Below are 24298 nucleotides of genomic sequence, written 5' to 3'. Positions count from 1 at the left end.
AATAATTAAAAAATAAAAAATGAGACTATCATCAGAAATGAAAAATTTAAGCGAAGACATACTTGCTTCATTCAAAAAAAGAAACAAGGAAAATGAAGAGCTTGTAATTGAAGTACAAAAAACCCTTGATGGATTTCAAAAGGATCATCAAGAGATGTCAGTGGCTTTAAATGCCAATGCTGTAGCTTTAAGAGTAAAACTTGAAAAGGACGAACAAAAACGGTTAAAAGATTCAGATATTTCCTTGAAAAAAATTAGTAAAGAAAATAAGAATATGGCAACAGCTCTAAGAGCAGGGTTAAATGAGGGTGAAAAAAATAGAATGAAAGAATTTGTTGCTCTTATGAAAAGTATCAACAATAAGATTTCAGAGATTTTTACTTACACGGATAATTTGCTTGAAACTAACGAAACAGAAAGGCTCAAGGAATTTGCTAGTCTTATGAAAAACATAAATACAGAAGTTTCAGATATTTTTACATATACCCATAGTTTGCTTGAGAAAAGCGAAACGGACAGGCTTGAAGAATTTTCCATCCTTATGAAAGGTATAAATGGAGAGATTTTAAGGATTTTCACATATACTCATAATTTGCTTTCTAACGGCGAAATAGCTAGGCTTAAGGAATTTGATGTAGTAATGAAAGGGATCCAAAATGATGTAAAAAACCTTAAAAAAGCAATTAAAGCGCTACTTGGTGATTATGCGAAAGACAGAGGTGATGCATCAGCATCATGGAAAAAAATGTCGGAAATTCTTACTCAATTACGAAATAAAGTTGTTGCTCAGCCTAAGGAAGTAGCTAAAAAAATTGAAAAAAAAGAAGTTAAAATAGAAACTCCAGTTAAAGAAGTAAAGGTAATTCAGGTTGAAGTTCAGCAAAAAGTGGAAACCAAAGCAGTAATCCCAATAACTTTGGAAGAGAAAGTAACGGATTATATCAACAACCATCCACAAGGTGTAAGAATTTCAGAAATGGAAGAGCCACTGGGAGAAACACGCATGAAGCTTGGGTTTGTAGCTAAAAATTTATTAGATGAGGGGAAAGTTCAAAAAGTTGAAAATATTTACTTCCCGATAAAATAATATCCTGTACTGAGCAAGAGTTGTGGGGCATTTTCTTCAACTCAGCATTTTTAATTTATAATTGATATAAAAACCATGTCAAAAACAATCAGTTGCACCTTTTGTAATGGTCTTGGAAAGGATCCTTATGATTTACTCTCACCAATGTCGGGTTGTCAGGTTTGTAAAGGAACTGGGCAGGTTGAAGTGGAGAATCCTGCAATAGCCTGTGTTTTTTGTTCGGGTACAGGTAAAAATCCGCTGGGAGCCAGAGTCCCTTGTATTGTATGTGGTGGAAAGGGAAGTAATTATTGCCAAAGCAATACAAAATGTTCGCAATGTAAGGGTACAGGAAAATCAAATGACGGCTTGCCTTGTACACGTTGTAAAGGCAAAGGATATGAAGGTAATTAACAATGAACAATACCAGCAACACAATAAGGAAAGGTCTTACGAAAAGATTAGAGGCCATGGCTAAGCATTATGCCCGCAAGGAAGAATTTGTAAAAACAAGGGCAAGAATGATACAAGACATTGAAGAGGCGAGGAACATTTGGAAATTGACTCTGGAACAATTACCTAAACAGGAGTTTTAATCAAATAATAAAGGTGAAAATTATGGAGAATAAAATAATGAACAATGAAACTAACACGGTCCTTGAACCTAAGCCCATGTCGGATTTTGTTGAGACAGCGTACATTAAAGATATTACAGAGCGTAGTCTTACCTACATAAAAGCAGGATTTCCAGTACATTTCAGAGGCCCATCTGGAACTGGAAAAACAACTGTGGCTATGCATTTAGCAAGTAAAATTGGAAGACCAGTAGTCATTATTCATGGCGATGCGGAGTATAAAACATCCGATCTGGTTGGTAGCGAGTCTGGATATAGATTTAAAAAATTAGACGATAGATTTATACATAGTGTTCACAAAGTTGAGGAAGACATGGAAAAAAAATGGGTGAATAATCGTTTAACAATAGCAGTTAAAAATGGTTTCACACTTATTTATGATGAATTTACCCGCTCACGTGCCGAAGCTAATAATATATTACTGCCCATCCTTCAGGAAAAAATGATGAGCACATCGGCAGGAAAAGAAGAGGATTATTATATGAAAGTACATCCAGAATTTCGTGCCATCTTTACTTCAAATCCTGAAGAATATGCGGGTGTTAACCGGACTCAGGACGCATTGCGCGACAGGATGGTAACCATGGATCTCGATCATTTTGATTACGAAACTGAGTTACAGATTACCAGGGCTAAATCAAACCTTACATTGGACGATGCTGAAAAAATCATAAAGATTGTGAGAGGCTTACGCGAATCTGGGAAAACAGAATTTGACCCAACCGTTCGTGGCTCTATTATGATTGCAAAAACTTTGGCAACCATAAATGCAACTCCTTCTAAAAACAACGAAATGTTTAGATTAATATGTCAGGATATACTTACTTCTGAAACCAGCAGGGTTGGCTCAAAAACCAATCAGGAAAAGGTTAGATTAATTGTTAATGAACTGATCGAAAAAAATTGCTAATTACCCATCAACTAATATAATATATTATGCCAACTTCAAATGCAGTAAAAGGGATTGGAAGTATCAAAACAATGTACAATACAAAAAAATCAGCCATTTCAAATAATGAAGGTTCTGATTTTTTAAAAATGTATATGCTTGAAAAGGAAAGAACTCGTTTGCGAAGCGAAGAAATATTGATTTCGCGAAGACTTAATATCATTCAAATTAGGCTAAACGAAATTCAAGAGTTTTATAATGGACAATCTATACTGCTCCAAAATCCAGATAGGACAGAAAGCTATCAAACAAACAAAGATGAGGAGAAACCGAATTTTAAAACCATGTCGATAGACTATTAAAAACAATACGCTTATTATGTCACAAACACAACCCACCCATTCAATTAATGCGACTGGCCTTGCTGATATTCTTGAAAGAGTACTCGATAAAGGGATTGTAATAGCAGGTGATATTAAGATACAAATAGCTGATATTGATTTACTTACTATAAAAATCAGACTACTGGTTTGTTCAGTTGACAAGGCCATGGAGATGGGTATCAACTGGTGGCAGGAAGATACTTACCTGTCCACTAAAGCTAGAGAAAAAGAGCTGATGCAACAACATGAAACTTTAGAGGCTCGTCTGGAAAAGCTTGAAGCTATTAGTAAACCATTATAATTTACAGAACCTAATAAATTATCAATAAAATGGAAAACGATAAAAATAAAGGAAAAAGAGACGAAGCTGATTTTGAAATTTTCGGGCTTGGCGGTTTGTTCAAAGGCATCGAAAAATTGGTTGACCTTGCGGGAAAGCTCGAAGAAAAGGCCGGAATAAGTAAGGAAGGGGAGATCAATTTTGATCATATCAAAAAAGGCATGAAAGGCGTTTATGGCTTTACCATCAACACGGCAGGTGGTGGTACCCCAAAAGTGGAAACTTTCGGGAACATAAAAAAAACACCCGAAGGGCCTAAAGTAGATGAAGAGCGGGAACCGATAACAGACATCTTTGATGAAGAGAATGAAATTGTTGTCATTGCCGAAATGCCTGGAATAGAGGAAAATGACCTTATAATCGACTTGAAGGAAGACATTCTTGAAATTTCTGCGATCAGCAAAAGCCGAACATACCGAAAAGAATTACTGCTTCCGGTAAAAGTCATTAAAGAAAATTTAAGTCACAAATTCATCAACGGTATCCTTGAAATCAATATTAAAAAATAAAATCATGGCACTTGAGTGCTTAGAAAACAAGGACTTAAAACTCATTATTTTCGGAGGAAAAGGTGGTGTTGGAAAAAGTGTTTGTGCCATAGCTACTGCCCTGGCATTATCTAAAAATTTTAAAACGCTACTTATATCTACCGATCCGGCTCATTCCGTATCGGATTGTCTCGAACAAGAAATTGGTTTTAAAGTAGTAAATGTTGACGGTACAGCTAACATGTCGGCCCTTGAAGTAGATGCCGACAAAGCACTTTCCAATTTTAAAACAGAACACCGGAATGAGCTGAAAAAACTTTTTGATACCTCTACAAATCTTGACAGCGAGGACATCGATGAAATGCTGGACTTATCAATACCCGGCATTGATGAGATGATGAGTTTTAAAACCATCATTGATTTTATTGAAGAAGGTGGATACGATAAATATGTGGTGGATACAGCACCCACCGGGCATGCATTGCGATTGATTTCATCTCCAAAGTTATTGGATGATTGGATAAAAGTTGCAGCCAGAATGAGATGGAAATACCGCTATATGGTTACCAGTTTTTCGGGGTCCTATCAACAGGATGAGGTGGACGCATTGTTATTCAGCCTGAAAAAAATAGTAAAAAGAATCCAAAACCTGTTGCGGGATAAAACCAAATGTGAATTTATTCCTGTATGTATCCCCGAAGCGATGGCTACCATGGAAACAGACAGACTGCTTGCTGATCTTAGCGCATCCGGAATAATTGCGAGGCAGATTATCGTGAACAATGTAATGGTTTCGGATGATGGTGATTTTTGCAAAAGAGTAAAGGCTAATCAATTACCTTATTTACAAGAGATTAAAAAAACGTTTAGCAATTTAAATATAGTTCAAGTGCCAAAATTTGCTGAAGAAATTAAAGGACTGGAAGCGTTGGATAAATTGAGACAAGTATTGACAAGTTAATAAAGCGGTTGAAGAGTTTATGAAATGTCCCTTTGAAAATTTTGAAGTTTGGAAAACGCCAATGAAACTGGTAAATATCGAGCAAATAAACTTATAAATCAATAAACCTATCAACAAATAAATAACCCAACATATTAACTTTTTCACCAACCTTTTATCAACGAAAATGAAAGACGAAATAATATTACGTGTAAAAGAAGCCCCGGTAAAGGATGTTGGAAGGGCAATTGCTAGGATTGACCCAAAAGACATGAAGTTGATGGGTTTGGAAAGTGGCGATGTGATTGTTATAGAAGGCAAACGTGCCACGCCTGTTAAGATTATGCCTTGTTTTCCAGAAGACAGGGACAAACGTATTATTCAGATTGATGGCATTACCAGAGAAAATGCTCAGGCTGGGATTGATGAAAAAGTGAAGATCATTAAAACTACCTGCCGCCAGGCTTCAAAGATAAAACTCAAACCTGATACAAACTCTGGTTCTTTATTTAAGGCCGATGACGCAAAATATATTGGTTCGCTCATCAATGGTCTTTCGGTAACAAAAGGAGATAAAGTGAGAGCCACCCTTTTTGGTTCCCGTGCGGTTAATTATACCGTAACCGGCACCAACCCTGATGGGGTGGTACTGATACACCCAAATACCACGTTTCAGCTTGAATTGACCAAGCAAGAAGGGGAAAATAAAAGTAAGGTTTCGTACGAAGACATCGGCGGACTTGGAAATCAGGTACAGCGCATTCGGGAGATGATAGAACTGCCCTTGAAGTATCCTGAAATTTTTGAACGTCTTGGTGTTCAGGCTCCCAAAGGTGTATTTCTGTATGGCCCTCCTGGAACAGGGAAAACGCTCATCGTTAGAGCGGTGGCTCATGAAACAGATGCTTATTTTATCAACATCTCCGGTCCGGAGATCATGGGGAAATTTTATGGGGAAAGCGAAGGCCGGATAAGGAAAATTTTTGAAGAGGCTCAGGCACATGCACCATCCATCATTTTTATTGATGAAATTGATGCTATTGCGCCCAAGCGGGAAGATATGGGTGGCGAAAAACAGGTTGAAAAGCGTGTTGTAGCCCAACTATTATCACTTATGGACGGATTGGAATCAAGGGGGAAGGTCATTGTAATTGGCGCAACCAACATTCCTAATTCCATTGATCCGGCATTGAGAAGGCCGGGACGTTTTGATCGCGAAATTTCTATCTCTATTCCCGATAAAATAGGCAGGCTGGAAATTCTTCACATCCATACTAGGGGAATTCCTTTGTCGCTGGATGTAGATATGGAAAAACTAGCAGAAATTACCCATGGTTTTGTGGGTGCTGATTTGGAAGCTTTAGCCAGGGAAGCCGCCATGACTGCTTTGCGGAAAATACTCCCACAAATCGATTTCGAGATGGCCGAAATCCCTTACGAACTTTTGATGTCGCTCGAAGTAACCATGGATAACTTTTTTGACGCGATGAAAGAAGTAGAGCCTTCGGCCATAAGGGAGGTTTTTGTGGAGGTACCCAATGTGAAATGGGATGATGTTGGCGGCCTCGATGAAATAAAAGAGGCTTTAAAGGAAACCGTAGAGTGGCCACTGATATATGACGACCTGTTTAAAAAAGCCGATACCAAACCTCCCAAGGGAATTATCCTTCACGGGAAACCTGGCACAGGTAAAACCTACCTGGCAAAAGCGCTGGCAAGCGAGAGCGGAGTTAATTTTATCTCTGTAAAAGGGCCACAAATTTTAAGCCGCTACATCGGTGAATCGGAAAAAGGGGTAAGAGAATTATTCAGGATGGCAAAACAGGCATCGCCTTGTATCTTGTTTCTGGATGAAATAGATAGCCTAACCCCCAGACGCAGTAGTGACGGTTCAGGTTCCGGGGTAATCGAAAGAGTGATTGGCCAGTTCCTTACCGAAATGGATGGTATTGAAGACCTGAAAGGAGTGATTGTGCTGGCCGCTACCAACAGAATCGATTTAATTGATCCAGCTTTGCTAAGAAGTGGCCGGTTCGATCTGATATTTGAATTGCCGTTCCCAGATGTAAAAACAAGGGAAAAAATATTCGGTATTCATACCCGGAATAAACCACTTGGAAAAAAAGTAAGCCTAAATAAACTGGCCCTGAAAACAGAAAGCCTCACCGGATCAGATATCGAATTTATTTGTCGTAAAGCGGCCATGCTTGCTATTCGCGAATTGATTGATAAAAGCAAAGGAAAATCGAAGGAAGTTACCGGAGAAATCATCATCATGGAGAATCATTTCGAAGAAGCGATCGGGCTGGTATTACAACAAAATTCAACGAAAAAAGGTTGATAGAAAGGTTGATAAGTTAAGGCGTTTATGAAATATTCATTTGAAAATATGGAAGTTTGGCAAACGTCAAGGAAACTAGTTAATATCAACCAATAAACCGATCAACCAATAAACTAATAAAATGACAACAAAAGGAATATACATCTATGGAATAGTGCCGAATTTTTACAGTACGGATATATTTAAATCATTTGAAAATTCAGGGATTTATGCCATCCCCTTCCAAAATATATCTGCCATTGTTTCCGACAGGGAGAGTGCACACATTGATTATTTAGACAGGGAAAGTTTGGGATACTTGCTGGTTCATCATCAAAAAACCATAGAAGAACTCATGGAGAAAGGATTCAACATGCTTATCCCTATGCGGCTCGGTACGATTGTAAACTCAAAGGAAGAGGTTATTAAAATACTTGCAAATGGCCATGATTTAGTTATTGATACCCTAAATAAAATTGAAACCCTGACAGAAATTGACTTAGTGGTTACTTGGGCTGATTTTTCTAATACCCTCATAGAGATTGGAAACCACCCCGAGATCATCGCAATAAGAGATGATATTCTAAAAAAGACAGATACGCTTTCACAAATCGACCAGATAAAAATAGGGATGCTAGTTCAGGAAAAAGTAAAAGCTAAAAACACAAAGGTTGAAACGAATATTTTGGATTCGCTGTCATCAATCAGTCTCGATATAAAATCACATGAGGTGATGAATGACGAAATGGTGACCAACTCTGCTTTTCTCATTAACAGGAATAAAAAAGAAAAATTTGAACAGATAATTGACCAACTTGATGAAGAATACAAAGGCTTGTTGAACTTCAAATTGGTTGGACCCTTGCCCTGCTATAGTTTTTATACTATTGAAGTTAAAGAATTAAATCAGGAGAATGTGGCACAGGCAAAAATAGAACTTGGCTTAACAATAGAAACTTCTGACTCTGAAATAAAAAGGGCATATCAAGAAAAAGCAAAAGAATTTCATCCCGATGCAAATCAGAATAATCATAATAAGGAAAATTTCAATAGGATTAATAAAGCCTATCATACATTGCTCGAATATTCAGAAGCGGAAAGGCAATCTTCAAAAGAGAGTTTAACCTTTAAGGGAAAACAAAAAGTGAATGAAAATTTGATTTTGATAAAAATAAAGGAATAATATGCAACGTGACGGGAAATATATTTATTGCATCATTGCAACGGATTACGACATCAATCTGGGTCCGATAGGAATAGGCGGACGCGGCGACCTAGTCTCCACTATCAGTTTCGATGGCTTGTGTATGGTGGTGAGTGATCATCCCCTTAACACGGTAGTGGCTAATCCAGAAAACATGCTTGCACACCAAAAGGTTATAGAAGTGGTGATGCAGGAATTTAAGAGCATACTTCCCATTAGGTTTGGCACCATTGCGGCAACTCCTAACGAAATACGAAATCTACTTAACCGGCGATACAACGAATTTATGGAATTGCTCAAACAGTTTGAAAATAAAGTGGAGCTTAATGTGAGAGGAACATGGAAAAACATGCGAATGATATACAAAGAGATCGACAAGGAACACGTTGAGCTACAAAAAATAATGACCGAAATTGAAAAACTACATGATCAGGAAAGGAAGAACATGGAAATTGCAGATGCCGGAAATCTAGTAGCAGATGCACTGATTGAAAAGAAAGTAGAGGAAACTGAAACGATTATCGATGCTTTGCGCAGATCAGCATTCGAGTATAAACATAACAAAACAAATGGTGATGCCATGTTTATGAATACTGCATTCTTGGTGAATAGTGGCAGGGAGATCGAATTTGACCACATAATGGCCGACCTTGGTGCCAGATACGAGGACCGAAGTGATTTTGTATATACAGCTGCCTTACCTATTTATAATTTTATTGACCTGAAAATATTTCCAGAGAAATGGGAATTGTAATAGAAAAACAAAACGCTGATGACGCAGATTAATTAATAAAATAGTAACAACATATCTGAAGGATTTTATGGAAAAAGAAGTTGATATACCGAAAGAAGGAAAATATATTTATGGGATTATCAGGCATTCAGATCCATTAGACTATGGTCCGATTGGTATGGGTAAACGGACGGACCTGGTTTATGGGATAAATTTTAAAGATATTAGTGCTATCGTCAGTAATTCGCCGATCATCGAATACGAAGTCCGAAGAATAAACATGATCACTCACGAAAGAGTACTTGAAGAGGTTATGAAACAATTTACGGTTCTTCCTGTTCGGTTTTCAACTATTTCCGAACATAACGATGACTCTGGTATCCTGAGAATTCTTGAGAAAGATTACAAAAAATTTGATGACTTACTTACTAAAATGGAAGGCAAGAAAGAACTGGGTCTCAAAGTACTGACAAAGGAAGCTGTGATATATGAAAGTATCATTGAAAAATATGACGAAATTAGGTTACTCAGGGGAAAATTGATGAGTCTTCCGGCCGATAAAAGCCATTACCAGCGCATGAAAATAGGCGAAATGGTAGCAGAAGCACTCAAAAAGGAGACGGAAAATTACAAAAATAGCATTCTCGATATTTTAAATCCACTTTCTGTTGATGTAAAAATAAACGATAGCTACGGAGAAATGATGATTATCAATGTTGCCTTTCTTGTTAAAAACTTAGCTGAATCTGCATTTGATAAAGCTGTGAATGATTTAGAGGAGAAATTTGGCCGCTTTATGACCTTCAAATATGTAGGAACATTACCACTCTATAATTTTGTCACCCTTGTAATAAACACTAAAGGAATATAATATGTTTTTAATCGATAGCATACTGTTAGCACCCCTAAAAGGAGTAGTTTTTATCGCTAATAAAATCAATGAGATTGTTGAGAAGGAAACGTCGGATGAAGGCTCCGTCAAAGAAAAACTGATGCGACTACAGTTGAAATTTGAATTGGATGAAATTGATGAAGAAGAATATGACAGAAGAGAAGATGAATTGTTGAAATTACTGGAAAATATAAGGAAAGATAAATAAGGAGTAAAAAATATGAGCAACATTATTGAAGTTAAAAAAGTAGTGATTAAGTTCCTGAGAGAGAACATCAAAAGTTATGATGTAACGGTCATAAAAATTGAAAAAGTGAAAGAAATCTGGAATGCTGTGGCAGAGGTATATGAAGACGATTCATTTCTAAAATCAATGGATCTTCCGTCAAAAAAAGTGCGGCTTTTCTATGCGGTCAAACTGGATGAAAATCTTGAAATTACATCCTTCGAACGGCATGGTTCCTTGGAAGGAATAGATAGCACTGACGAATATATTAATTAACAAATTTCTGTCATGATAAATGATCTGATATATGTTTATTGCATATCACGTACTCCTCCCCGGCTTATAACGGGCATGGGGTATAGTACAGTGGAATCACTTATGTTCGATGATTTTCACGTGATCGTTAAATATGTTTCCAAAAGTGAATTCTCTGAAGAAAATTTCAAAAAGAATTTATCAGATATTCAGTGGGCGGAATTAAACGCACGGAATCATATCAGGGTAATCAGCATGATTATGGAACAGAGTACTGTGATTCCTTTTAAATTTGGCACCATCTATCATACTAAAGCCAGTTTGAAAACCTTCATTATTGATTATGCTGACTCATTGATTGAAAGCTTCAATCATATCGAGGGAAAGGAAGAATGGTCGATTAAAATTTATTGCGATCGTAAAACACTGTGCGAGCAAATTGACGAATTAAGCGAGGAAGCTGCTGCGCTTGAAAAGCAGATTATGGAAAGTTCGCCTGGGAAAGCCTTTTTGCTGGGAAGAAAAAAAACTGACCTAATCGAAAATGAGATGGACAGGATTTGTAAGAACTACGGACAGAAATATTATGATGAATTTAAAAAACTGAGCGAATCAACCAGCCTCAACAATCTACTCCCGAAAGCGTTTACCGGAAGAGAAGAGACCATGATCCTCAATACCACCTTTCTTGTAAGTAAAAACAAAGTTGCTGATTTTATAAGTACAGTTGAAACATTGAAAAAAAAAGAAGGGGATTCCGGCTTTATTATTGAAGCAACCGGTCCCTGGCCACCATTTAGTTTTATTTCCATTAAAGAAAAACAATAATGCACAATAATGTAATCGACCGGTCTAAAGACATTACCATGCTTGAATTGCTTGACAGAGTATTGAACAAAGGGGTTATCCTCAGTGGGGATATTATAATTTCAGTAGCAGATATCGACCTGGTATATGTAGGAGTGAAATTGCTTCTAAGCTCTGTTGAAACCATGGAGCAGTTAAAGTCTGGAAAGCCAATAATTTTGTAGAAATGAAAAAAATGATTTATTCCATATTATCCGTAAAAAGAAATCCAGAGAAGTTAAATGCTCTGCTGGTTGGGATGAAGGGCATTTCTGGTTCTGACTTATGTGCTGTTTCTTTTGGTGAAATTACTGCTGTAGTAAGCGATGTAAAAAGAGCTGAATTAATTGCAGATAGATCCAATGCTATTGAATATGCAGGTGTGATCGAAAACCTTGCGCAACAATTTACAGTTCTTCCCATGCGATATGGCTCAATAATGGAATCAGCCGAATTAATTAATAAAATGCTCGAAAGAAACTACCATGAATTTCAACAAAATCTCCAGGAAGTTGAAAATAAGTATGAATTTGGGCTAAAGATTTTTTGTGATTCCGAAAAATTAAAATCAGAACTGAAGATAAAATCAGAGGCAGATACCCAAACAACCGAGAATTCTGCGACGGAAATCAAAAATTCAGTTTACAAGGATTATCTGGATAAAAAACTTAAAGAGCACAGGCTTGAGGAATTGATGCTAACTTATGTTAATTCGGTCATTGAAATGATCACTGGATACCTTTTCCGGTTAAACACCGTCAATAAATTCAAAAAAAGGGCAATAACAACAACAGCTATCATTGATGCCGTTTTCTTACTTGATATGGAGCGGAAAGATGGACTAATTCATGTAATTGGGGATTTGCAAAACCAATATCCAAGGCTTAACTTTGTCCTGACTGGACCTTGGCCTCCGTATAATTTTGTTGAAATCGCCATAAAATAATCGGTATGATAAGTGAAAATAAAATACTGTTTAATACCGGATCGCTTGATGAGCTTTCGGAGGAGATCGGGAAACTAACAAACAATGAAGAATCCAGGCTAAAGCTAGGCCCAGACAATGCTGATTCCGGCTTGGCAAAACTGGTACTAACCCTGGTTGAACTCATTCGTAAACTGGTTGAAAAGCAAGCTATGCGCAGAGTTGACGGGGGATCATTGACTGAAGATGAGATTGAACGGCTTGGTGAAACCCTTATGAAACTTGAACTAAAAATGGAAGAGCTGAAAAAGCACTTTAATCTTACCGACAGGGATTTAAACATCAATCTTGGCCCATTAGGCAATTTAATGTAATATAATGAGTAAAATTTTAGGTATAGATTTAGGAACCACAAATTCCTGTATAGCTGTTATGGAAGGTAATGAACCGGTCGTAATCCTTAACAGTGAAGGTAACAGAACAACGCCTTCTGTAGTAGGATTTACTGACAGTGGTGAGCGTAAAGTTGGTGACCCGGCAAAACGTCAGGCCATTAGCAATCCAGTAAACACGATTTTTTCCATTAAACGGTTTATTGGTGAATCATACGATCTGGTTGAGAAAGAGATTAGCAGATTGCCATATCAGGTTTCAAAAGGCGAAAATAATACACCCCGTGTAAACATTTCCGGGGAACTGTATTCGGCTCAGGAGATTTCGGCTATGATTCTTCAGAAAATGAAAAAAACAGCTGAAGACTACCTTGGACAAGAGATCAAGGAGGCGGTGATTACCGTTCCTGCCTATTTCAGCGATTCACAGCGGCAGGCAACCAAAGAGGCTGGTGAGATTGCAGGGTTTACAGTCAGACGTATTATTAACGAACCTACGGCGGCAGCTCTTGCCTATGGATTGGATAAAAGGCATACAGATATTAAGGTTGCAGTATATGACCTTGGTGGCGGAACTTTCGATATTTCGATACTCGAACTCGGAAATGGTATTTTTGAAGTGAAATCTACCAACGGGAACACTCACCTTGGTGGCGATGATTTTAATCAGCTGATCATTGACTGGTTGGTTGATGAATTCAGAAAAGACGAAGGTATAGATCTCCTTAGAGATTCTATGGTACTTCTGCGGTTGAAAGAGGCGGCCGAAAACGCAAAGATCGAATTGTCTGGATTGATGGAAACTGAAATTAACCTACCCTATATTATGCTGGTTCAAGGCATACCCAAGCACTTGGTAAAGAAGCTTACCCGTGCCAAATTTGAACAGTTGGTTGATAACCTGTTGCAGTCAACTATTCTATCTTGTCAGCAGGCACTTAAGAATGCCCGATTGAAGGTCTCCGATTTAGATGAAATCATCCTCGTTGGCGGATCAACCAGAATACCTGCTGTTCAAAAAATTGTGCGTGACTTTTTCGAGAAAGAACCTTCCAAAGGTGTTAACCCAGATGAAGTTGTCGCTATTGGCGCTGCCATCCAGGGTGGAGTTCTTGCTGGCGAAGTAAAAGATGTATTGCTACTTGATGTTACACCGCTTTCATTAGGTATCGAAACCCGGGGTGGTGTGATGACACGGCTGATCGAAGCCAATACAACCATTCCTACTCAGCAATCAGAAGTCTTTTCTACGGCTGCTGATAGCCAACCCTCTGTAGAAATACACATATTACAAGGAGAACGGCCAATGGCTAACCATAACAAGAGCATCGGGAGGTTTCATTTTGATGGAATTCCGCCATTCCATAGGGGTATTCCTAAAATCGAAGTTACCTTTGATATTGATGCTAATGGCATTCTTCATGTGACTGCCAAAGATCAGTTAACTGACAAATCGCAGCAGATTCGCATTGAGGCCTCTACCGGACTTTCGCATGAGGATATTCACCGGATGAAGGAGGAAGCCAGGCAACACGCTGTTTCGGATAGAGAGACAAAAGAAAAGGTGGTTCAAAGTAATCAAGCCGACACTCAGATCTTCCAAACGGAAAAACAGTTAAAGGAATTTGGGGATACAATTCCAGGTAACAAAAAGGCTGCTATTGAAAATGCACTTGAAGAGTTGAAATCCGCGATTAAAAACCGAAGTTTTACCGATATTGAACAGGCTATGGAAACTCTGAGTACCGTATGCCAATTGGCTAGTGAAGAGTTGAGTATAGATCAAAGCTAAAAACCTTTCACAATGAAGACACTAATATATGTTCCCATCATTCATACAAGTGCCGACATGGGATCCATGGCAGCCGAGCTAACCCAGAAGGGTATTGATGAATTTGGGAGAGAATTTTGGGAAACACATGTTGATACCGTTAACAAATACTGGGAGATAATAAGCCAATATTGTGATACTATTGGGCTTGGCGGAAAAGTTGTAAAAATATACCAGGATGGAATGGTTGCGGATGGAGAGATCGCAATAAAAATCATGGAAGATAGCATAAAGGCAGGAAGTAAGAACTATGAAATTATTTCAAGACTGGTCAAACGGGGAGCTATTATCGTGCAAACCGAGGATATTTCGATGGTTAAAAAAGAATTGGAAATGCTAAAATTGATACCCTCTTCCGGCCCATTAATCATGAAACTGATCAGGATTATTAGGTTTAAAATTAGCCGATCCAAACTGTTGAATCAACGGGATGAGTATATTGCTGGCAGGATTTCGGCAACACTCGGCCCAAATGAAACGGGTATAATCTTTCTTGGGGCTTATCATAATATTTTAGATAAACTGCCGAAAGATATAAGAATAAATGAACAAAAAGAAATCCATAAAGTAAGGGAATACCAAAAACTCCTTCCGTTCTATGCTATAAAAAAACAACGTTTTGAAGAACTCTCTCAGTACCTCATAAAACCTATAGTGAGCAAGTGACAGCAGGGTATTAACAAAGCCCTTATTTAGTATCTGATGGTGGAGAGAACAAATCAAAATTCTGGGTTTGGCTCTCCACTTTTTTATCAATAGTTATTACATTTATTTGTTATGTTGTATAAATAACCTTTATTTACCCAAGGTTGTTGCACTAAATTGTATGTTGTTCCTGATGTTGGGTTTGAAGCTCCTACCCCATCTTGTCATTCCGTCCACATATTCCAAGTATCTAAAGCTACTCCAACAAAAGGTTATCCTTTTCCCTAAGATGAAAAATATTATACTACACCAATACTTCCTACAAAACTTTTTGTTTCCAATAATTTCAGGATTTAATTCAATTCTTTATTAGGTTAAGAAAGTAGCTCAATCCTTGGCTTTGTAAACCACCGCATCAAGTTTCATTTGCTTTATCATGCTCTCCAATCCTCCGGCACGTTTCATCGAAAGCATGCTTTTAAATCCTATCCTTTCAATAAAATTAAGCGGGGCTTTAATAATTTCATCAGGTGTATGCCCCGAAAGTACATGAATCAACATGGCAACAAGCCCTTTAGCATAATCGGCATTTGCATCTGCATAAAAAATAATTTTACCATCTTTTAATTCACTATATAACCACACATGTGCCTGGCATCCTTTTATCATACAGTTATCCGTTTTCAATGAAACGTCTAATGGTTTTAGATTTTTACCTAAATCAATCAGGTATCCGAATTTATCAAACAGGTCCTCAAACTCCGAGAATTCTTCCACGAGTTCCTGCTCTATATTTTCTATTGTTTTCATCTCTATCATTTTTGGTTTATTCGTTTAATTGATTTCACAATTGCGTTTGCAAAAACATCTATTTCCTCCTTTGTATTATAAAATGAAAAACTTGCACGCACAGTCCCCGGAATTTGATAATGTGCCATTAGTGGTTGCGTACAGTGGTGCCCTGTTCGTACTGTTATTCCCTGCGCATCCAGGAGCATGCCTAAGTCAAGCGGATGGATCCCATCCACAACAAACGAAATTACACTTGCTTTTTCTTTTGCCGTGCCGATAATTCGCAAATTATCAATCGCTGAAAGTTTTTCTGTAGCATACCCAAGCAGTTTGTGTTCATAAGTAGCAATATTTTCAAGACCGAGTACGTTGATGTAGTCCAGTGCCACTGCAAGACCAATTCCTCCTTCGATATTCGGAGTTCCTGCCTCAAATCGAAGAGGGGATTCTGCGTATTCTGATTTATCGAATGAAACTGTTTTAATGGTTCCGCCACCTACTTGATAATTCGGGAGTTTATTAAGCCATTCTTCTTTTCCGTAAAGTATTCCTACTCCTGTGGGAGCATAAACTTTGTGCCCGCTAAAGCAATAAAAATCTGCATCTAAATCTTGCACATCCACTTTTATATGAGGGATTGATTGGGCTCCATCCACAAGCACAGGAATATTTTTCGAGTGAGCGATAGCAATCATCTCTTTTACGGGATTTACCGTACCAAGTGTGTTTGATACGTGTGTAATGGCGATCAGTTTTGTTTTTGCAGAAAGTAGTTTTTTATATTCGTCCATACACAATTCTCCGCTATCAGTGATTGGGATAACTTTAAGTACTGCATTTTTTTCTTCACATAACTGTTGCCAAGGAAGAATATTACTGTGATGCTCCATCTCACTAACAACAATCTCGTCGCCAGCATTCACATACTTTTTCCCAAACGCAGTGGCTATAAAGTTGATGCTATCAGTAGTTCCGCTTGTAAAAATTATTTCGTGTTCCTGTTTAGCACCTATATGTTTTTGAACAGTAATTCGGGCATTCTCATATTCATCAGTTACATCCTGACTCATTCGATGAACTCCACGGTGAATGTTAGCGTTCTGCACCGTGTAATATTTTATGAGGGCATCAATCACTTGTTGCGGTTTCTGTGTAGTAGCACCGTTATCAAAATAAATCAATGGCTTATTATTCACCATCCTTGAAAGGATAGGGAAATCTTTTCGGATTTTATGAACATCAAAAAGAATTACTTTTTCTAAGTTTTTTGGCAGTTTCATTTATTCCTTTTTATATGTTTATTTGTTCTTTTTTTTTCGAATCTTGTTAGACTATCTTGACCTACAACATTTACATAACCCAAGAAGTTATCAATAGCCGGTTCCTCAATTATGATTTCTATCTCTTCCTTTAAATCTTTCAGAATCATGCCTTCTTTAATTAGTGTTTGAATTTCTTTAACCCTTGAGATTTTTATAGGTATTAAATCATCTTCATTCGGGTAACTAAACCACATTATATTTTTTTCAATATCTGTTTTTTGACGGCTGGCGATACCTTTAAGCGTTTTTATTCTATTGAGATCATTGTCCTTCAAAGAAGATTTGTTGTTTTCTCGATCTTCTATTAAGCAACATTTGAATTCAGTCCATTGTTTATCTTTATTCCTGCCGTATAATGTAGCCCTAGTATTAAAATCTGTTAACCAGGCAGTATGACAAAACTCTCTTCCACAAGTACCGATACCACCTAAACGGGCGGCTTCCTCGAACAGGCTAATCTGACGCATTACTATTTTGATATGAAACGCTGTAGCCATTACCAGAATTAGTTCCCGGAAATCTACCCGTCCTTCAGCGGTATAATAGAAGGTGGCACTTGACTTATCCCCTTGATAATCAACATCACATATTTTCATCTTCAAGTCCAAATCTTTAGCTAAAATTCGGGCTTTATACATCGTTTCAGATTCCAAACCCTTCGCTGTTTTCCATTTTTCAATATCCGCTGATGTTGCCTTTCTATAGATTTTTTTAATGACTTCTTCCGTCTGGATATTGTGTTTTTTTAATTGCAACCTAACCAGTTCTCCTGTTAATGAAACATGACCTGTATCGTGTCCTCCAATGGTTTCAACAACTACTATATCTGTTTGTTTAAGAGATATATTTTCATGCTTCAAATAAAAATCTTTACGTCCTCCTTTAAATTTTACTTCAACAATGTTGAATGTTTGTTGATTGGGTGGCAATGGTATATCGGCAAGCCAATCATATATATTTAATTGACTATAACCACTGATTAGGGATGGTACATCATTTTTGTGTTTTGTAGTAGTATCCATAGCTATTGTATAAATTCCTTTTTCATGTTTGTCAATATATACTGTTTTGTTCCTTTTGCTGAGCATATTAAACTTTAATTTTTTATCTAAAATTAATTCACCTTTGCTCAATTACTTTAATAAACCGGTTCAACAATTATCTCTGTTAAAACCGAATTGGCTATAAAACATTCCCGGTGAGCACGGTGGTGCATTGCATTAATTATTGTTTTATCGGGTATATTATCTCCTTTGTTTTTCCAGTTTAAATAAACTTTATGTTCTGACATGTTTTTATGTTTTAAATTATTTTACACTATTTTATTTTTTTGCAAGAACTTAAGATGAACAGGAAACACTATAATTTTCTTTTCTGTAGGCGTTGGTTTTGAATACGATTCATATTCTGGATGTTCGGCAAATGGCGAATACAAAATTTCTAACCATTTTTTTAATTTTTCATTCCCTCCTTTTTCTACCTCCTCAATTATTTCCTGAGCAATATAATTTCTTAATACATACTTTGGATTTACGCGTTTCATTTCCATCTGGCGTTTCATTTCGTCAGATAATTCTCTTTTCAATCTTTGGTCATAAAGTGAAAGCCATAGTATCACTCTTGAGGTAGGAATTTCTAAACCGTACATGGTTTCTGAGCAAAGATATTCTCTGACTGATGAACGAATTACGGCTTTGCCATCTCCCATTCTGGAAAAAGAAGTTTTGCCTGATCCTTTAGTTTGTATTTCCCATCGCTTTCCATCAGAAGTTAAAATTTCGCACTAGGAAATTGCCCTGCCATCGCCTAACTGTCCGGCAAAGCTCCCAAATTGATGACCGGTATAACGGGTAGCAATTCTCTGCTCATTACTAATCTTGATTTAACCATTTTTGTAAAATGGAATCACTAAGTGAATCAAGACCAAGTTCTTTTTTTAACACCGTTACATGAATAAGAGTAGGATCTTTTAATGGGGTAAGCGCAACATGTTCATACAAAAATGCAGGAAGTTTTTGGAAAGAATTATCAAATTAATAGCAACGTCGAACATGATGTTTGTTTAATATATTATTTTTTTGGAGGCAATCCAAATGCAACAGCCTCATGTTCAAAGTGCCCGTTATGAGCACCATCACAAAAAGGTTTATTTTTAGAAAGACCACAACGGCAAAGTGAAAGCATCTCTCGTCCTGCTAAATCATATACATTCCCATTTTTATCTACAATCTCAAAGTCATTTTCTATTCTCAGGGAACCATTATTGTTTACTGTAATTTTTGTTTTAGCCATAATTATTTTTGTGAGCGTAAATATTAAATCTATTTTATTTATTAAAACAAATGTCTTTCTGCATGATAAGATGATCTTATTAATGGTCCGCTTTCAACAAAACGAAAACCCTTGTTCATGCCTATTTCTTTATACTTTGCAAATATTTCTGGCTTAATAAATTCTATAACGAGTAAATGGTTTTTAGTAGGCTGCATATACTGGCCAATAGTTAATATATCAACACCAACGCTTCTCAAGTCGTCCATAGTTTCATATATTTCTTCTTCTGTTTCACCTAAACCCAACATGATACCTGATTTAGTTTTCATCCCAGCTTCCTTTAATCTTTTGAGAACCTCAAGGCTTCTGTCATACTTTGCCTGTACCCTAACTTCTTTCGTTAATCTGCGTACGGTTTCAAGATTATGTGAAACTATTTCGGGATGCGCATTAATAATTCGTTGGAGATTTTCCCATTTACCCTGAAAATCTCCAATAAGCGTTTCCATGGTAATTCCCGGGCATGCTTTTCTTACTTCATTTACGGTTTCTTCCCATATCATAGAACCACCATCTTTCAAGTCATCTCTATCAACCGAAGTTATTACGGCATGTTTCAACTTCATTAGGCGAATAGATTCGGCCACCATCTTAGGTTCCTCCGGATCAGCAGGCAGAGGTTTACCAGTATGTACATTACAAAATCCGCAGGATCTTGTACAGGTATTCCCCAATATCATAAAGGTAGCCGTTCCATTTCCCCAACATTCACCCATGTTAGGACAACTGCCGCTTTCACATATCGTATGTAGTTTATGTTCGGATACTATTTGTCTTACTTCGGCATATTCTTTTCCTGTGGGTAGTTTTACACGAAGCCAATCTGGCTTTTTAGTATATTTACTTTCTTCTTCAATTATTTCTGACATAATCTAAATTTTAACCAATATTAATTTTTTATTTTATTACATTGGTATTATAATTCCCCATAGCATGATAGTTTTATCATCACCGGTTGAAATCAAATAATTATTAAAATCACTCCATAAAAGTTTATTTACCGAATGGGTATGGCCTCCGTGTTGAGACTTATCTATTCGATAGGGTAGTTCAAAGTTTTCTGCATCCCATATTTTAATTGTTTTATCTCTGCTACCCGTAGCAAAAAACTTTTTATCAGGACTGAAAACGATGCTGTAAATAGCGTAATTATGGGCGGGAATATGATGGATCAACGCATAATCGTTTTCAATATCCCATACATTCAAATAGGCATCTCTAGAACCAGACAAAAGGTATTTCCCGTTTGGATGATAGCGTACTGTATTTACCGAAAAATCATCAAGATGCCCCTTAAGGATTTTCTTTTCTTCATAGGTTTCAAAATCAAAAATTCGAATAGACCCATCACCGCATCCAATAGCTGCTTCTTTCAAAATAATATTAAAATCGATGCTACGGATATTTTTATCACAAAGTTTTAGAGCTGTTATCAATGAGAAATCATTGATTGACCAAACTGAAAGTGTACCGTCACCAGCTAAAACCCAAAAGCATTCTGTTTCTGGTAAATATTGGATATCAAAAATGTATTCCTTATGAAGCTGTAATAGTTTTATTTCCTTATTTTCTTTTAAGTCAATAACATGAATACCTCCTAATGACTGACCGATAAGTAATATATTTCTATCGGGAACATATTTCAATGCCATGGCTTTGGCAGGTAATTTCGCAACAACTTTGTTTTGTTCCTGGTCTTTCATATTCCATTCTACCACAAGGTTATCACTGCTGCCAGAGTAAAAAAGATGAGCTTCATGAGCAAATTCTAATGTGTAAATAGCACCTCCGTGTCCATTAAATTGACCTGTTTTTTCTATTTGTATTTTTGTAAGTGCAGTTATCATATAAGATGCATAAATTCTTTTTTGTGTAGTAATTCTTCTATTGTTTCTCTGTAATCCGGATCATCTACGCAGCAATCTACCGGACAAACTGCGGCACATTGTGGTTCATCATGAAAACCGACACACTCGGTACATTTATCAGTTACGATATAATAAAAATCCATAGAAACAGGCGTATTGGGAGTATCAACATCAACGGTATTACCTGAATTTTGTCCTGTGTAAAAGCCTTTGAGTGCGGTGCCGTCTGCATATCTCCATTCATCACCACCTTCATAAATTGCATTATTGGGGCATTCAGGCTCGCATGCTCCACAATTTATACACTCCTCTGTTATCATTATTGCCATAGTAATGAATTTTAGTAATCAAGATTTAATTTAATAATTTATTTAGCGCTTCCTTCTATAATATTTTGTAACACTCCGGAAACATCTTTTTCATTTTTCATCATGTCTGCCATAGTTACCTTATCTAGTAATTTATCCAGTGTAGCCTGCATCATTGACCATAATGATCGGATGGAGCAGTCTACAGAATTAGTGCATAAGGTCATTATTCCTGAATGACTATCACAGAATTTTTTATCGAACAACTTTCCGCTCAAAGCTTTTAATGTGTCATTTACTGTTATAGCGGCAGCAGGTTTTGCGAGTACATACCCACCCATGTGGCCTCTTGTACTGTTAATTAATCCCTTTATGCGAAGTAGTCGGGTTAATTTAGCAACATAGTTAATAGATAATCCTTCTGCTTCACTTAGCTGACGAATGCTTAGTCCTTTCTCATCTGTGCAACGGGTTATCCTTACCATTATTCTTAATCCATATTCTACCTGAGCTGTTATTTTCATAATTGTATTATTTAATTAGTTTGTGTATTTAATTTACTATTACAGACAAAGTTCGCAAATAAAAAAGTAGCTTACTATTGCAAATTTATTATAAACCATAAACACAAACTAAATAGACACAAACTATTTAGTTTTTATCCTTACCTAAATCAGTATAACAACCGTATTTGCCTTGAGTAATATTTTCAAAATCTTTTGCAGAAATTGACGGCCCTGTATTACTGCATTCGTTGTTAAAAATAACTACCAATTGGCTGGCAATACTTTCTGCTGTATGTCCGTCAATATCGGAACGTTTAAAAATTGCAACTGGCTCACCATTTCTAAAAAGGGCAATGTGGGGTGAAGAGGTGTGATGATTTGCAAGATATTTATTCCTGTACCAGTCAATTGCATCTTTTTCCATTCCACCAAACAGCGTGTAAAGCTCATCAGGGATAATACTGTTTTGCAACGCCATCATTACTCCTGGTCGTCCACTACCTGCCGAACAACCGCATACAGAGTTGATTACAACAAGTATCGTTTTGTCATCATTTCTGTCTAATGCCTTATCTACATCTTCAGGGGTTAATAATTCTTTGCAACCTACAGTTGTTAGTTCCTCTCTCATGGGCTGAACATAAACGGCATCATAGCTGGGTTGTTGCGTGATTTTGGTTAAATTAGATTGTTCCATTTTTTTAATGATTAATTTTGTTATTGTTTAATTTACATCATTCCAGTTTCAAATTTAGCCGTCTCGCTCATCATGTCTTTTGACCAAGCGGGATCCCAAGTTACTTCTACATTAGAGCTGCTAACTCCAGGAATATTCCTAATCTTTTCTTCCACTTCTGGAGGAAGTGTTCCCGCTACCGGACATGAAGGGGAGGTTAGTGTCATTATGGTATGCACATTGGCTTCATCATCAATGTTGATTCCATATACCAATCCTAAATCATAAATATTGGTAGGTATTTCTGGGTCAAAACAGGTTGTTAGAACCTCTATGACTTTTATTTCCAATGCTATTTTAGCTGCTATTTCCATTTTTTAATTGTTAGTTGTTAGTCTTTACAGCTTTAATGTCTTTTACGCATTCCATTACTTTTAGGGCTAAGTCTTTAAATATTTTGCTTTCAATCGTATTTTCATTTAATGCTGCTGGCGCTCCAACATCTCCTGCCTCCCGTATTCTTGTTATTAAAGGAATTTGACCCAATAATGGAACATTCATTTCTTCTGATAATTTTTTTGCACCATCCTTTCCAAATATGTACTCTTTTTTATCAGGATTACCTTCCGGTATATAGTATGCCATATTTTCAACCAATCCAAGCACCGGAACATTAACCATTGGCATCCTGAACATATCGATACCTTTTCTGGCATCAGCCAAAGCTACTTCTTGTGGTGTACTAACTACAATAGTACCTGTAAGCGGAATTTTATCTACCAGCGTAAGATGAATATCACCTGTGCCTGGCGGAAGATCCACAAGCAGATAATCTAAATTACCCCAATCGGCATCCTGAAATAATTGAATAAGGGCTTTGGAAACCATAGGTCCACGCCATGGAAGTGCCTGCGATGCTTCCGTAAAAAAACCAATAGATAAAACTCCTACTCCATGAGATACAATTGGTTCTATTAGATTTCGACCAGAATCATTTGAAACTTCAGGCTTTCTATTCACTAAGTCAAACATGAGTGGCATTGATGGCCCATAAATATCGGCATCTAATAAGCCCACTTTTGCACCTAATTGGCTTAATCCCACTGCAAGATTGGCGGAAACGGTAGATTTACCTACACCACCTTTCCCGGAGGCAATAGCAATAATATGTTTAACACCAGGCAATATTGTTCTAAGTTCAGGAGCTCTATCCTTAAAACCAGGTAGGGCTTGCATATCTATATCCACCTTAATATCCGTACCTAATGCTTGCAAAAGGCTATCCATACAAGCCTCTTTTACTATCTTTTTACTATTCATAGTAGGGCTGCTAATCTTAACGATAAAGCTGATGATGTTCCCTTCAACATGAATATCATTCACTAATCCTAATTCAACAATACTTCTCTTGAGGTCAGGCTCAACGACGTTAGTCAGTATATTTAGAATATCCTCTTTAGTTATTTCAGGCATGTCATTTAT

Annotated in this window: 32 protein-coding genes and 1 pseudogene; 20 read left to right on the top strand and 13 right to left on the bottom strand. The window is 37.0% G+C overall.

Annotated features, from left to right (window positions below):
* Positions 1-19 precede the first annotated feature (19 nt).
* The 20 genes from EKM03_RS05785 to EKM03_RS05695 all read left to right on the top strand — a co-directional run bounded on the left by EKM03_RS05785 (position 20) and on the right by EKM03_RS05695 (position 15031).
* Positions 20-1087 (top strand): hypothetical protein, encoded by a 1068-nt coding sequence (locus tag EKM03_RS05785; RefSeq protein ID WP_126462322.1) that lies wholly within the window; start codon positions 20-22, stop codon positions 1085-1087.
* A 75-nt stretch (positions 1088-1162) separates the two neighbouring features.
* On the top strand, positions 1163-1480 hold the full coding sequence (locus EKM03_RS14970) for a hypothetical protein (RefSeq protein ID WP_158614853.1): 318 nt from the start codon (positions 1163-1165) through the stop codon (positions 1478-1480).
* A 56-nt stretch (positions 1481-1536) separates the two neighbouring features.
* Positions 1537-1662, top strand: a complete 126-nt coding sequence (locus EKM03_RS15395; RefSeq protein WP_255416378.1) for a hypothetical protein — start codon at positions 1537-1539, stop codon at positions 1660-1662.
* A gap of 76 nt (positions 1663-1738) precedes the next feature.
* On the top strand, positions 1739-2611 hold the full coding sequence (gvpN, locus tag EKM03_RS05775; RefSeq protein ID WP_231507433.1) for a gas vesicle protein GvpN: 873 nt from the start codon (positions 1739-1741) through the stop codon (positions 2609-2611).
* Between the two features lie 26 nt (positions 2612-2637).
* Positions 2638-2952 carry a hypothetical protein gene (locus EKM03_RS05770; protein ID WP_126462325.1) on the top strand — a complete coding sequence of 105 codons (315 nt, stop codon included), beginning with the start codon at positions 2638-2640 and terminating at the stop codon, positions 2950-2952.
* A 16-nt stretch (positions 2953-2968) separates the two neighbouring features.
* Entirely contained in the window at positions 2969-3274 is a 306-nt protein-coding gene (locus tag EKM03_RS05765; protein WP_126462327.1) for a gas vesicle protein, read from the top strand.
* A gap of 29 nt (positions 3275-3303) precedes the next feature.
* A complete protein-coding gene (locus EKM03_RS05760; RefSeq protein WP_126462330.1) occupies positions 3304-3822 on the top strand; it encodes an Hsp20/alpha crystallin family protein in 519 nt (172 codons plus the stop codon).
* A gap of 4 nt (positions 3823-3826) precedes the next feature.
* Entirely contained in the window at positions 3827-4762 is a 936-nt protein-coding gene (locus EKM03_RS05755; RefSeq protein WP_126462333.1) for an ArsA family ATPase, read from the top strand.
* A 166-nt stretch (positions 4763-4928) separates the two neighbouring features.
* Positions 4929-7082 (top strand): CDC48 family AAA ATPase, encoded by a 2154-nt coding sequence (locus EKM03_RS05750; RefSeq protein WP_126561993.1) that lies wholly within the window; start codon positions 4929-4931, stop codon positions 7080-7082.
* Positions 7083-7203: 121 nt separating this feature from the next.
* The gene (locus EKM03_RS05745; RefSeq protein WP_126740004.1) at positions 7204-8244 is read left to right on the top strand and encodes a GvpL/GvpF family gas vesicle protein; all 1041 of its coding nucleotides are present in this window, start codon (positions 7204-7206) and stop codon (positions 8242-8244) included.
* 1 nt (position 8245) lies between these two features.
* The gene (locus EKM03_RS05740; RefSeq protein WP_126462343.1) at positions 8246-9019 is read left to right on the top strand and encodes a GvpL/GvpF family gas vesicle protein; all 774 of its coding nucleotides are present in this window, start codon (positions 8246-8248) and stop codon (positions 9017-9019) included.
* A gap of 67 nt (positions 9020-9086) precedes the next feature.
* Entirely contained in the window at positions 9087-9869 is a 783-nt protein-coding gene (locus EKM03_RS05735) for a GvpL/GvpF family gas vesicle protein (RefSeq protein ID WP_126554227.1), read from the top strand.
* 1 nt (position 9870) lies between these two features.
* Positions 9871-10098 carry a gas vesicle protein GvpG gene (locus tag EKM03_RS05730; protein WP_126462349.1) on the top strand — a complete coding sequence of 76 codons (228 nt, stop codon included), beginning with the start codon at positions 9871-9873 and terminating at the stop codon, positions 10096-10098.
* A gap of 12 nt (positions 10099-10110) precedes the next feature.
* Positions 10111-10392 carry a gas vesicle protein GvpO gene (locus EKM03_RS05725; RefSeq protein WP_126462352.1) on the top strand — a complete coding sequence of 94 codons (282 nt, stop codon included), beginning with the start codon at positions 10111-10113 and terminating at the stop codon, positions 10390-10392.
* A gap of 12 nt (positions 10393-10404) precedes the next feature.
* Positions 10405-11199, top strand: a complete 795-nt coding sequence (locus EKM03_RS05720; protein ID WP_126564007.1) for a GvpL/GvpF family gas vesicle protein — start codon at positions 10405-10407, stop codon at positions 11197-11199.
* Positions 11199-11402 carry a gas vesicle protein gene (locus EKM03_RS05715; protein ID WP_126462357.1) on the top strand — a complete coding sequence of 68 codons (204 nt, stop codon included), beginning with the start codon at positions 11199-11201 and terminating at the stop codon, positions 11400-11402. Before EKM03_RS05720 ends, EKM03_RS05715 begins: the two co-directional genes overlap by 1 nt.
* A gap of 2 nt (positions 11403-11404) precedes the next feature.
* On the top strand, positions 11405-12163 hold the full coding sequence (locus EKM03_RS05710) for a GvpL/GvpF family gas vesicle protein (RefSeq protein ID WP_126462360.1): 759 nt from the start codon (positions 11405-11407) through the stop codon (positions 12161-12163).
* Between the two features lie 5 nt (positions 12164-12168).
* Positions 12169-12516 (top strand): gas vesicle protein K, encoded by a 348-nt coding sequence (locus EKM03_RS05705; RefSeq protein WP_231507434.1) that lies wholly within the window; start codon positions 12169-12171, stop codon positions 12514-12516.
* Between the two features lie 4 nt (positions 12517-12520).
* On the top strand, positions 12521-14326 hold the full coding sequence (gene dnaK, locus EKM03_RS05700; protein WP_126462363.1) for a molecular chaperone DnaK: 1806 nt from the start codon (positions 12521-12523) through the stop codon (positions 14324-14326).
* Positions 14327-14338: 12 nt separating this feature from the next.
* Positions 14339-15031 (top strand): hypothetical protein, encoded by a 693-nt coding sequence (locus EKM03_RS05695; RefSeq protein WP_233579300.1) that lies wholly within the window; start codon positions 14339-14341, stop codon positions 15029-15031.
* Positions 15032-15397: 366 nt separating this feature from the next.
* On the opposite strand, the gene EKM03_RS05690 is transcribed toward EKM03_RS05695, so the two are convergent.
* From EKM03_RS05690 to EKM03_RS05630, 13 genes and pseudogenes are all read right to left on the bottom strand, one after another.
* Positions 15398-15820, bottom strand: a complete 423-nt coding sequence (locus EKM03_RS05690) for a SufE family protein (protein ID WP_126462366.1) — start codon at positions 15818-15820, stop codon at positions 15398-15400.
* Between the two features lie 5 nt (positions 15821-15825).
* Positions 15826-17082: an aminotransferase class V-fold PLP-dependent enzyme gene (locus tag EKM03_RS05685; protein WP_126740003.1), complete on the bottom strand. Its 1257-nt coding sequence runs from the start codon at positions 17080-17082 to the stop codon at positions 15826-15828.
* Complete coding sequence (locus EKM03_RS05680) at positions 17079-18257, bottom strand: stage 0 sporulation family protein (RefSeq protein WP_126462372.1); 1179 nt, start codon at positions 18255-18257, stop codon at positions 17079-17081. The genes EKM03_RS05685 and EKM03_RS05680 overlap by 4 nt, the downstream gene beginning before the upstream one ends.
* 5 nt (positions 18258-18262) lie before the next feature.
* Positions 18263-18415, bottom strand: a complete 153-nt coding sequence (locus EKM03_RS15080) for a hypothetical protein (protein ID WP_197037242.1) — start codon at positions 18413-18415, stop codon at positions 18263-18265.
* A gap of 21 nt (positions 18416-18436) precedes the next feature.
* Positions 18437-18982: pseudogene (locus EKM03_RS15390) on the bottom strand (protein adenylyltransferase SelO family protein).
* Between the two features lie 212 nt (positions 18983-19194).
* Positions 19195-19416, bottom strand: a complete 222-nt coding sequence (locus EKM03_RS05665) for a CDGSH iron-sulfur domain-containing protein (protein WP_126462374.1) — start codon at positions 19414-19416, stop codon at positions 19195-19197.
* Positions 19417-19457: 41 nt separating this feature from the next.
* Entirely contained in the window at positions 19458-20327 is an 870-nt protein-coding gene (gene lipA, locus EKM03_RS05660; RefSeq protein WP_126462377.1) for a lipoyl synthase, read from the bottom strand.
* A 36-nt stretch (positions 20328-20363) separates the two neighbouring features.
* On the bottom strand, positions 20364-21305 hold the full coding sequence (locus EKM03_RS05655; protein ID WP_126568588.1) for a WD40 repeat domain-containing protein: 942 nt from the start codon (positions 21303-21305) through the stop codon (positions 20364-20366).
* Entirely contained in the window at positions 21302-21655 is a 354-nt protein-coding gene (locus EKM03_RS05650; RefSeq protein ID WP_126462383.1) for a 4Fe-4S dicluster domain-containing protein, read from the bottom strand. The genes EKM03_RS05655 and EKM03_RS05650 overlap by 4 nt, the downstream gene beginning before the upstream one ends.
* A gap of 38 nt (positions 21656-21693) precedes the next feature.
* Entirely contained in the window at positions 21694-22158 is a 465-nt protein-coding gene (locus EKM03_RS05645; protein ID WP_126554207.1) for an Rrf2 family transcriptional regulator, read from the bottom strand.
* A gap of 127 nt (positions 22159-22285) precedes the next feature.
* Positions 22286-22837 carry a BrxA/BrxB family bacilliredoxin gene (locus EKM03_RS05640; protein WP_126568589.1) on the bottom strand — a complete coding sequence of 184 codons (552 nt, stop codon included), beginning with the start codon at positions 22835-22837 and terminating at the stop codon, positions 22286-22288.
* 32 nt (positions 22838-22869) lie between these two features.
* Positions 22870-23190 (bottom strand): iron-sulfur cluster assembly protein, encoded by a 321-nt coding sequence (locus tag EKM03_RS05635; protein WP_126462392.1) that lies wholly within the window; start codon positions 23188-23190, stop codon positions 22870-22872.
* Positions 23191-23200: 10 nt separating this feature from the next.
* Complete coding sequence (locus EKM03_RS05630) at positions 23201-24289, bottom strand: Mrp/NBP35 family ATP-binding protein (RefSeq protein WP_126740001.1); 1089 nt, start codon at positions 24287-24289, stop codon at positions 23201-23203.
* Between the last annotated feature and the right edge of the window lie 9 nt (positions 24290-24298).

Source organism: Flavobacterium sp. GSP6 (genome assembly GCF_003984855.1).
In the GTDB taxonomy this organism is placed as follows: Bacteria; Bacteroidota; Bacteroidia; order Flavobacteriales; family Flavobacteriaceae; genus Flavobacterium.
The sequence above is the reverse complement of the archived record's forward strand: the minus strand, read 5'-3'. Positions and strand labels throughout refer to the sequence as shown.

Bases quoted from the DNA above. Each gene is read 5' to 3' on its own strand.
- gvpN (WP_231507433.1), top strand. From the start codon at position 1,739: ATGTCGGATTTTGTTGAGACAGCGTACATTAAAGATATTACAGAGCGT.
- EKM03_RS14970 (WP_158614853.1), top strand. From the start codon at position 1,163: ATGTCAAAAACAATCAGTTGCACCTTTTGTAATGGTCTTGGAAAGGAT.
- EKM03_RS05695 (WP_233579300.1), top strand. From the start codon at position 14,339: ATGAAGACACTAATATATGTTCCCATCATTCATACAAGTGCCGACATG.
- lipA (WP_126462377.1), bottom strand. From the start codon at position 20,327: ATGTCAGAAATAATTGAAGAAGAAAGTAAATATACTAAAAAGCCAGAT.
- EKM03_RS05715 (WP_126462357.1), top strand. From the start codon at position 11,199: ATGCACAATAATGTAATCGACCGGTCTAAAGACATTACCATGCTTGAA.
- EKM03_RS05690 (WP_126462366.1), bottom strand. From the start codon at position 15,820: ATGAAAACAATAGAAAATATAGAGCAGGAACTCGTGGAAGAATTCTCG.
- EKM03_RS05725 (WP_126462352.1), top strand. From the start codon at position 10,111: ATGAGCAACATTATTGAAGTTAAAAAAGTAGTGATTAAGTTCCTGAGA.
- EKM03_RS05740 (WP_126462343.1), top strand. From the start codon at position 8,246: ATGCAACGTGACGGGAAATATATTTATTGCATCATTGCAACGGATTAC.
- EKM03_RS15395 (WP_255416378.1), top strand. From the start codon at position 1,537: ATGGCTAAGCATTATGCCCGCAAGGAAGAATTTGTAAAAACAAGGGCA.
- EKM03_RS05720 (WP_126564007.1), top strand. From the start codon at position 10,405: ATGATAAATGATCTGATATATGTTTATTGCATATCACGTACTCCTCCC.
- EKM03_RS05770 (WP_126462325.1), top strand. From the start codon at position 2,638: ATGCCAACTTCAAATGCAGTAAAAGGGATTGGAAGTATCAAAACAATG.
- EKM03_RS05745 (WP_126740004.1), top strand. From the start codon at position 7,204: ATGACAACAAAAGGAATATACATCTATGGAATAGTGCCGAATTTTTAC.
- EKM03_RS05765 (WP_126462327.1), top strand. From the start codon at position 2,969: ATGTCACAAACACAACCCACCCATTCAATTAATGCGACTGGCCTTGCT.
- EKM03_RS05735 (WP_126554227.1), top strand. From the start codon at position 9,087: ATGGAAAAAGAAGTTGATATACCGAAAGAAGGAAAATATATTTATGGG.
- EKM03_RS15080 (WP_197037242.1), bottom strand. From the start codon at position 18,415: ATGTCAGAACATAAAGTTTATTTAAACTGGAAAAACAAAGGAGATAAT.
- EKM03_RS05730 (WP_126462349.1), top strand. From the start codon at position 9,871: ATGTTTTTAATCGATAGCATACTGTTAGCACCCCTAAAAGGAGTAGTT.
- dnaK (WP_126462363.1), top strand. From the start codon at position 12,521: ATGAGTAAAATTTTAGGTATAGATTTAGGAACCACAAATTCCTGTATA.
- EKM03_RS05655 (WP_126568588.1), bottom strand. From the start codon at position 21,305: ATGATAACTGCACTTACAAAAATACAAATAGAAAAAACAGGTCAATTT.
- EKM03_RS05710 (WP_126462360.1), top strand. From the start codon at position 11,405: ATGAAAAAAATGATTTATTCCATATTATCCGTAAAAAGAAATCCAGAG.
- EKM03_RS05760 (WP_126462330.1), top strand. From the start codon at position 3,304: ATGGAAAACGATAAAAATAAAGGAAAAAGAGACGAAGCTGATTTTGAA.
- EKM03_RS05785 (WP_126462322.1), top strand. From the start codon at position 20: ATGAGACTATCATCAGAAATGAAAAATTTAAGCGAAGACATACTTGCT.
- EKM03_RS05640 (WP_126568589.1), bottom strand. From the start codon at position 22,837: ATGGAACAATCTAATTTAACCAAAATCACGCAACAACCCAGCTATGAT.
- EKM03_RS05630 (WP_126740001.1), bottom strand. From the start codon at position 24,289: ATGCCTGAAATAACTAAAGAGGATATTCTAAATATACTGACTAACGTC.
- EKM03_RS05755 (WP_126462333.1), top strand. From the start codon at position 3,827: ATGGCACTTGAGTGCTTAGAAAACAAGGACTTAAAACTCATTATTTTC.
- EKM03_RS05750 (WP_126561993.1), top strand. From the start codon at position 4,929: ATGAAAGACGAAATAATATTACGTGTAAAAGAAGCCCCGGTAAAGGAT.
- EKM03_RS05635 (WP_126462392.1), bottom strand. From the start codon at position 23,190: ATGGAAATAGCAGCTAAAATAGCATTGGAAATAAAAGTCATAGAGGTT.
- EKM03_RS05685 (WP_126740003.1), bottom strand. From the start codon at position 17,082: ATGAAACTGCCAAAAAACTTAGAAAAAGTAATTCTTTTTGATGTTCAT.
- EKM03_RS05665 (WP_126462374.1), bottom strand. From the start codon at position 19,416: ATGGCTAAAACAAAAATTACAGTAAACAATAATGGTTCCCTGAGAATA.
- EKM03_RS05705 (WP_231507434.1), top strand. From the start codon at position 12,169: ATGATAAGTGAAAATAAAATACTGTTTAATACCGGATCGCTTGATGAG.
- EKM03_RS05645 (WP_126554207.1), bottom strand. From the start codon at position 22,158: ATGAAAATAACAGCTCAGGTAGAATATGGATTAAGAATAATGGTAAGG.
- EKM03_RS05650 (WP_126462383.1), bottom strand. From the start codon at position 21,655: ATGGCAATAATGATAACAGAGGAGTGTATAAATTGTGGAGCATGCGAG.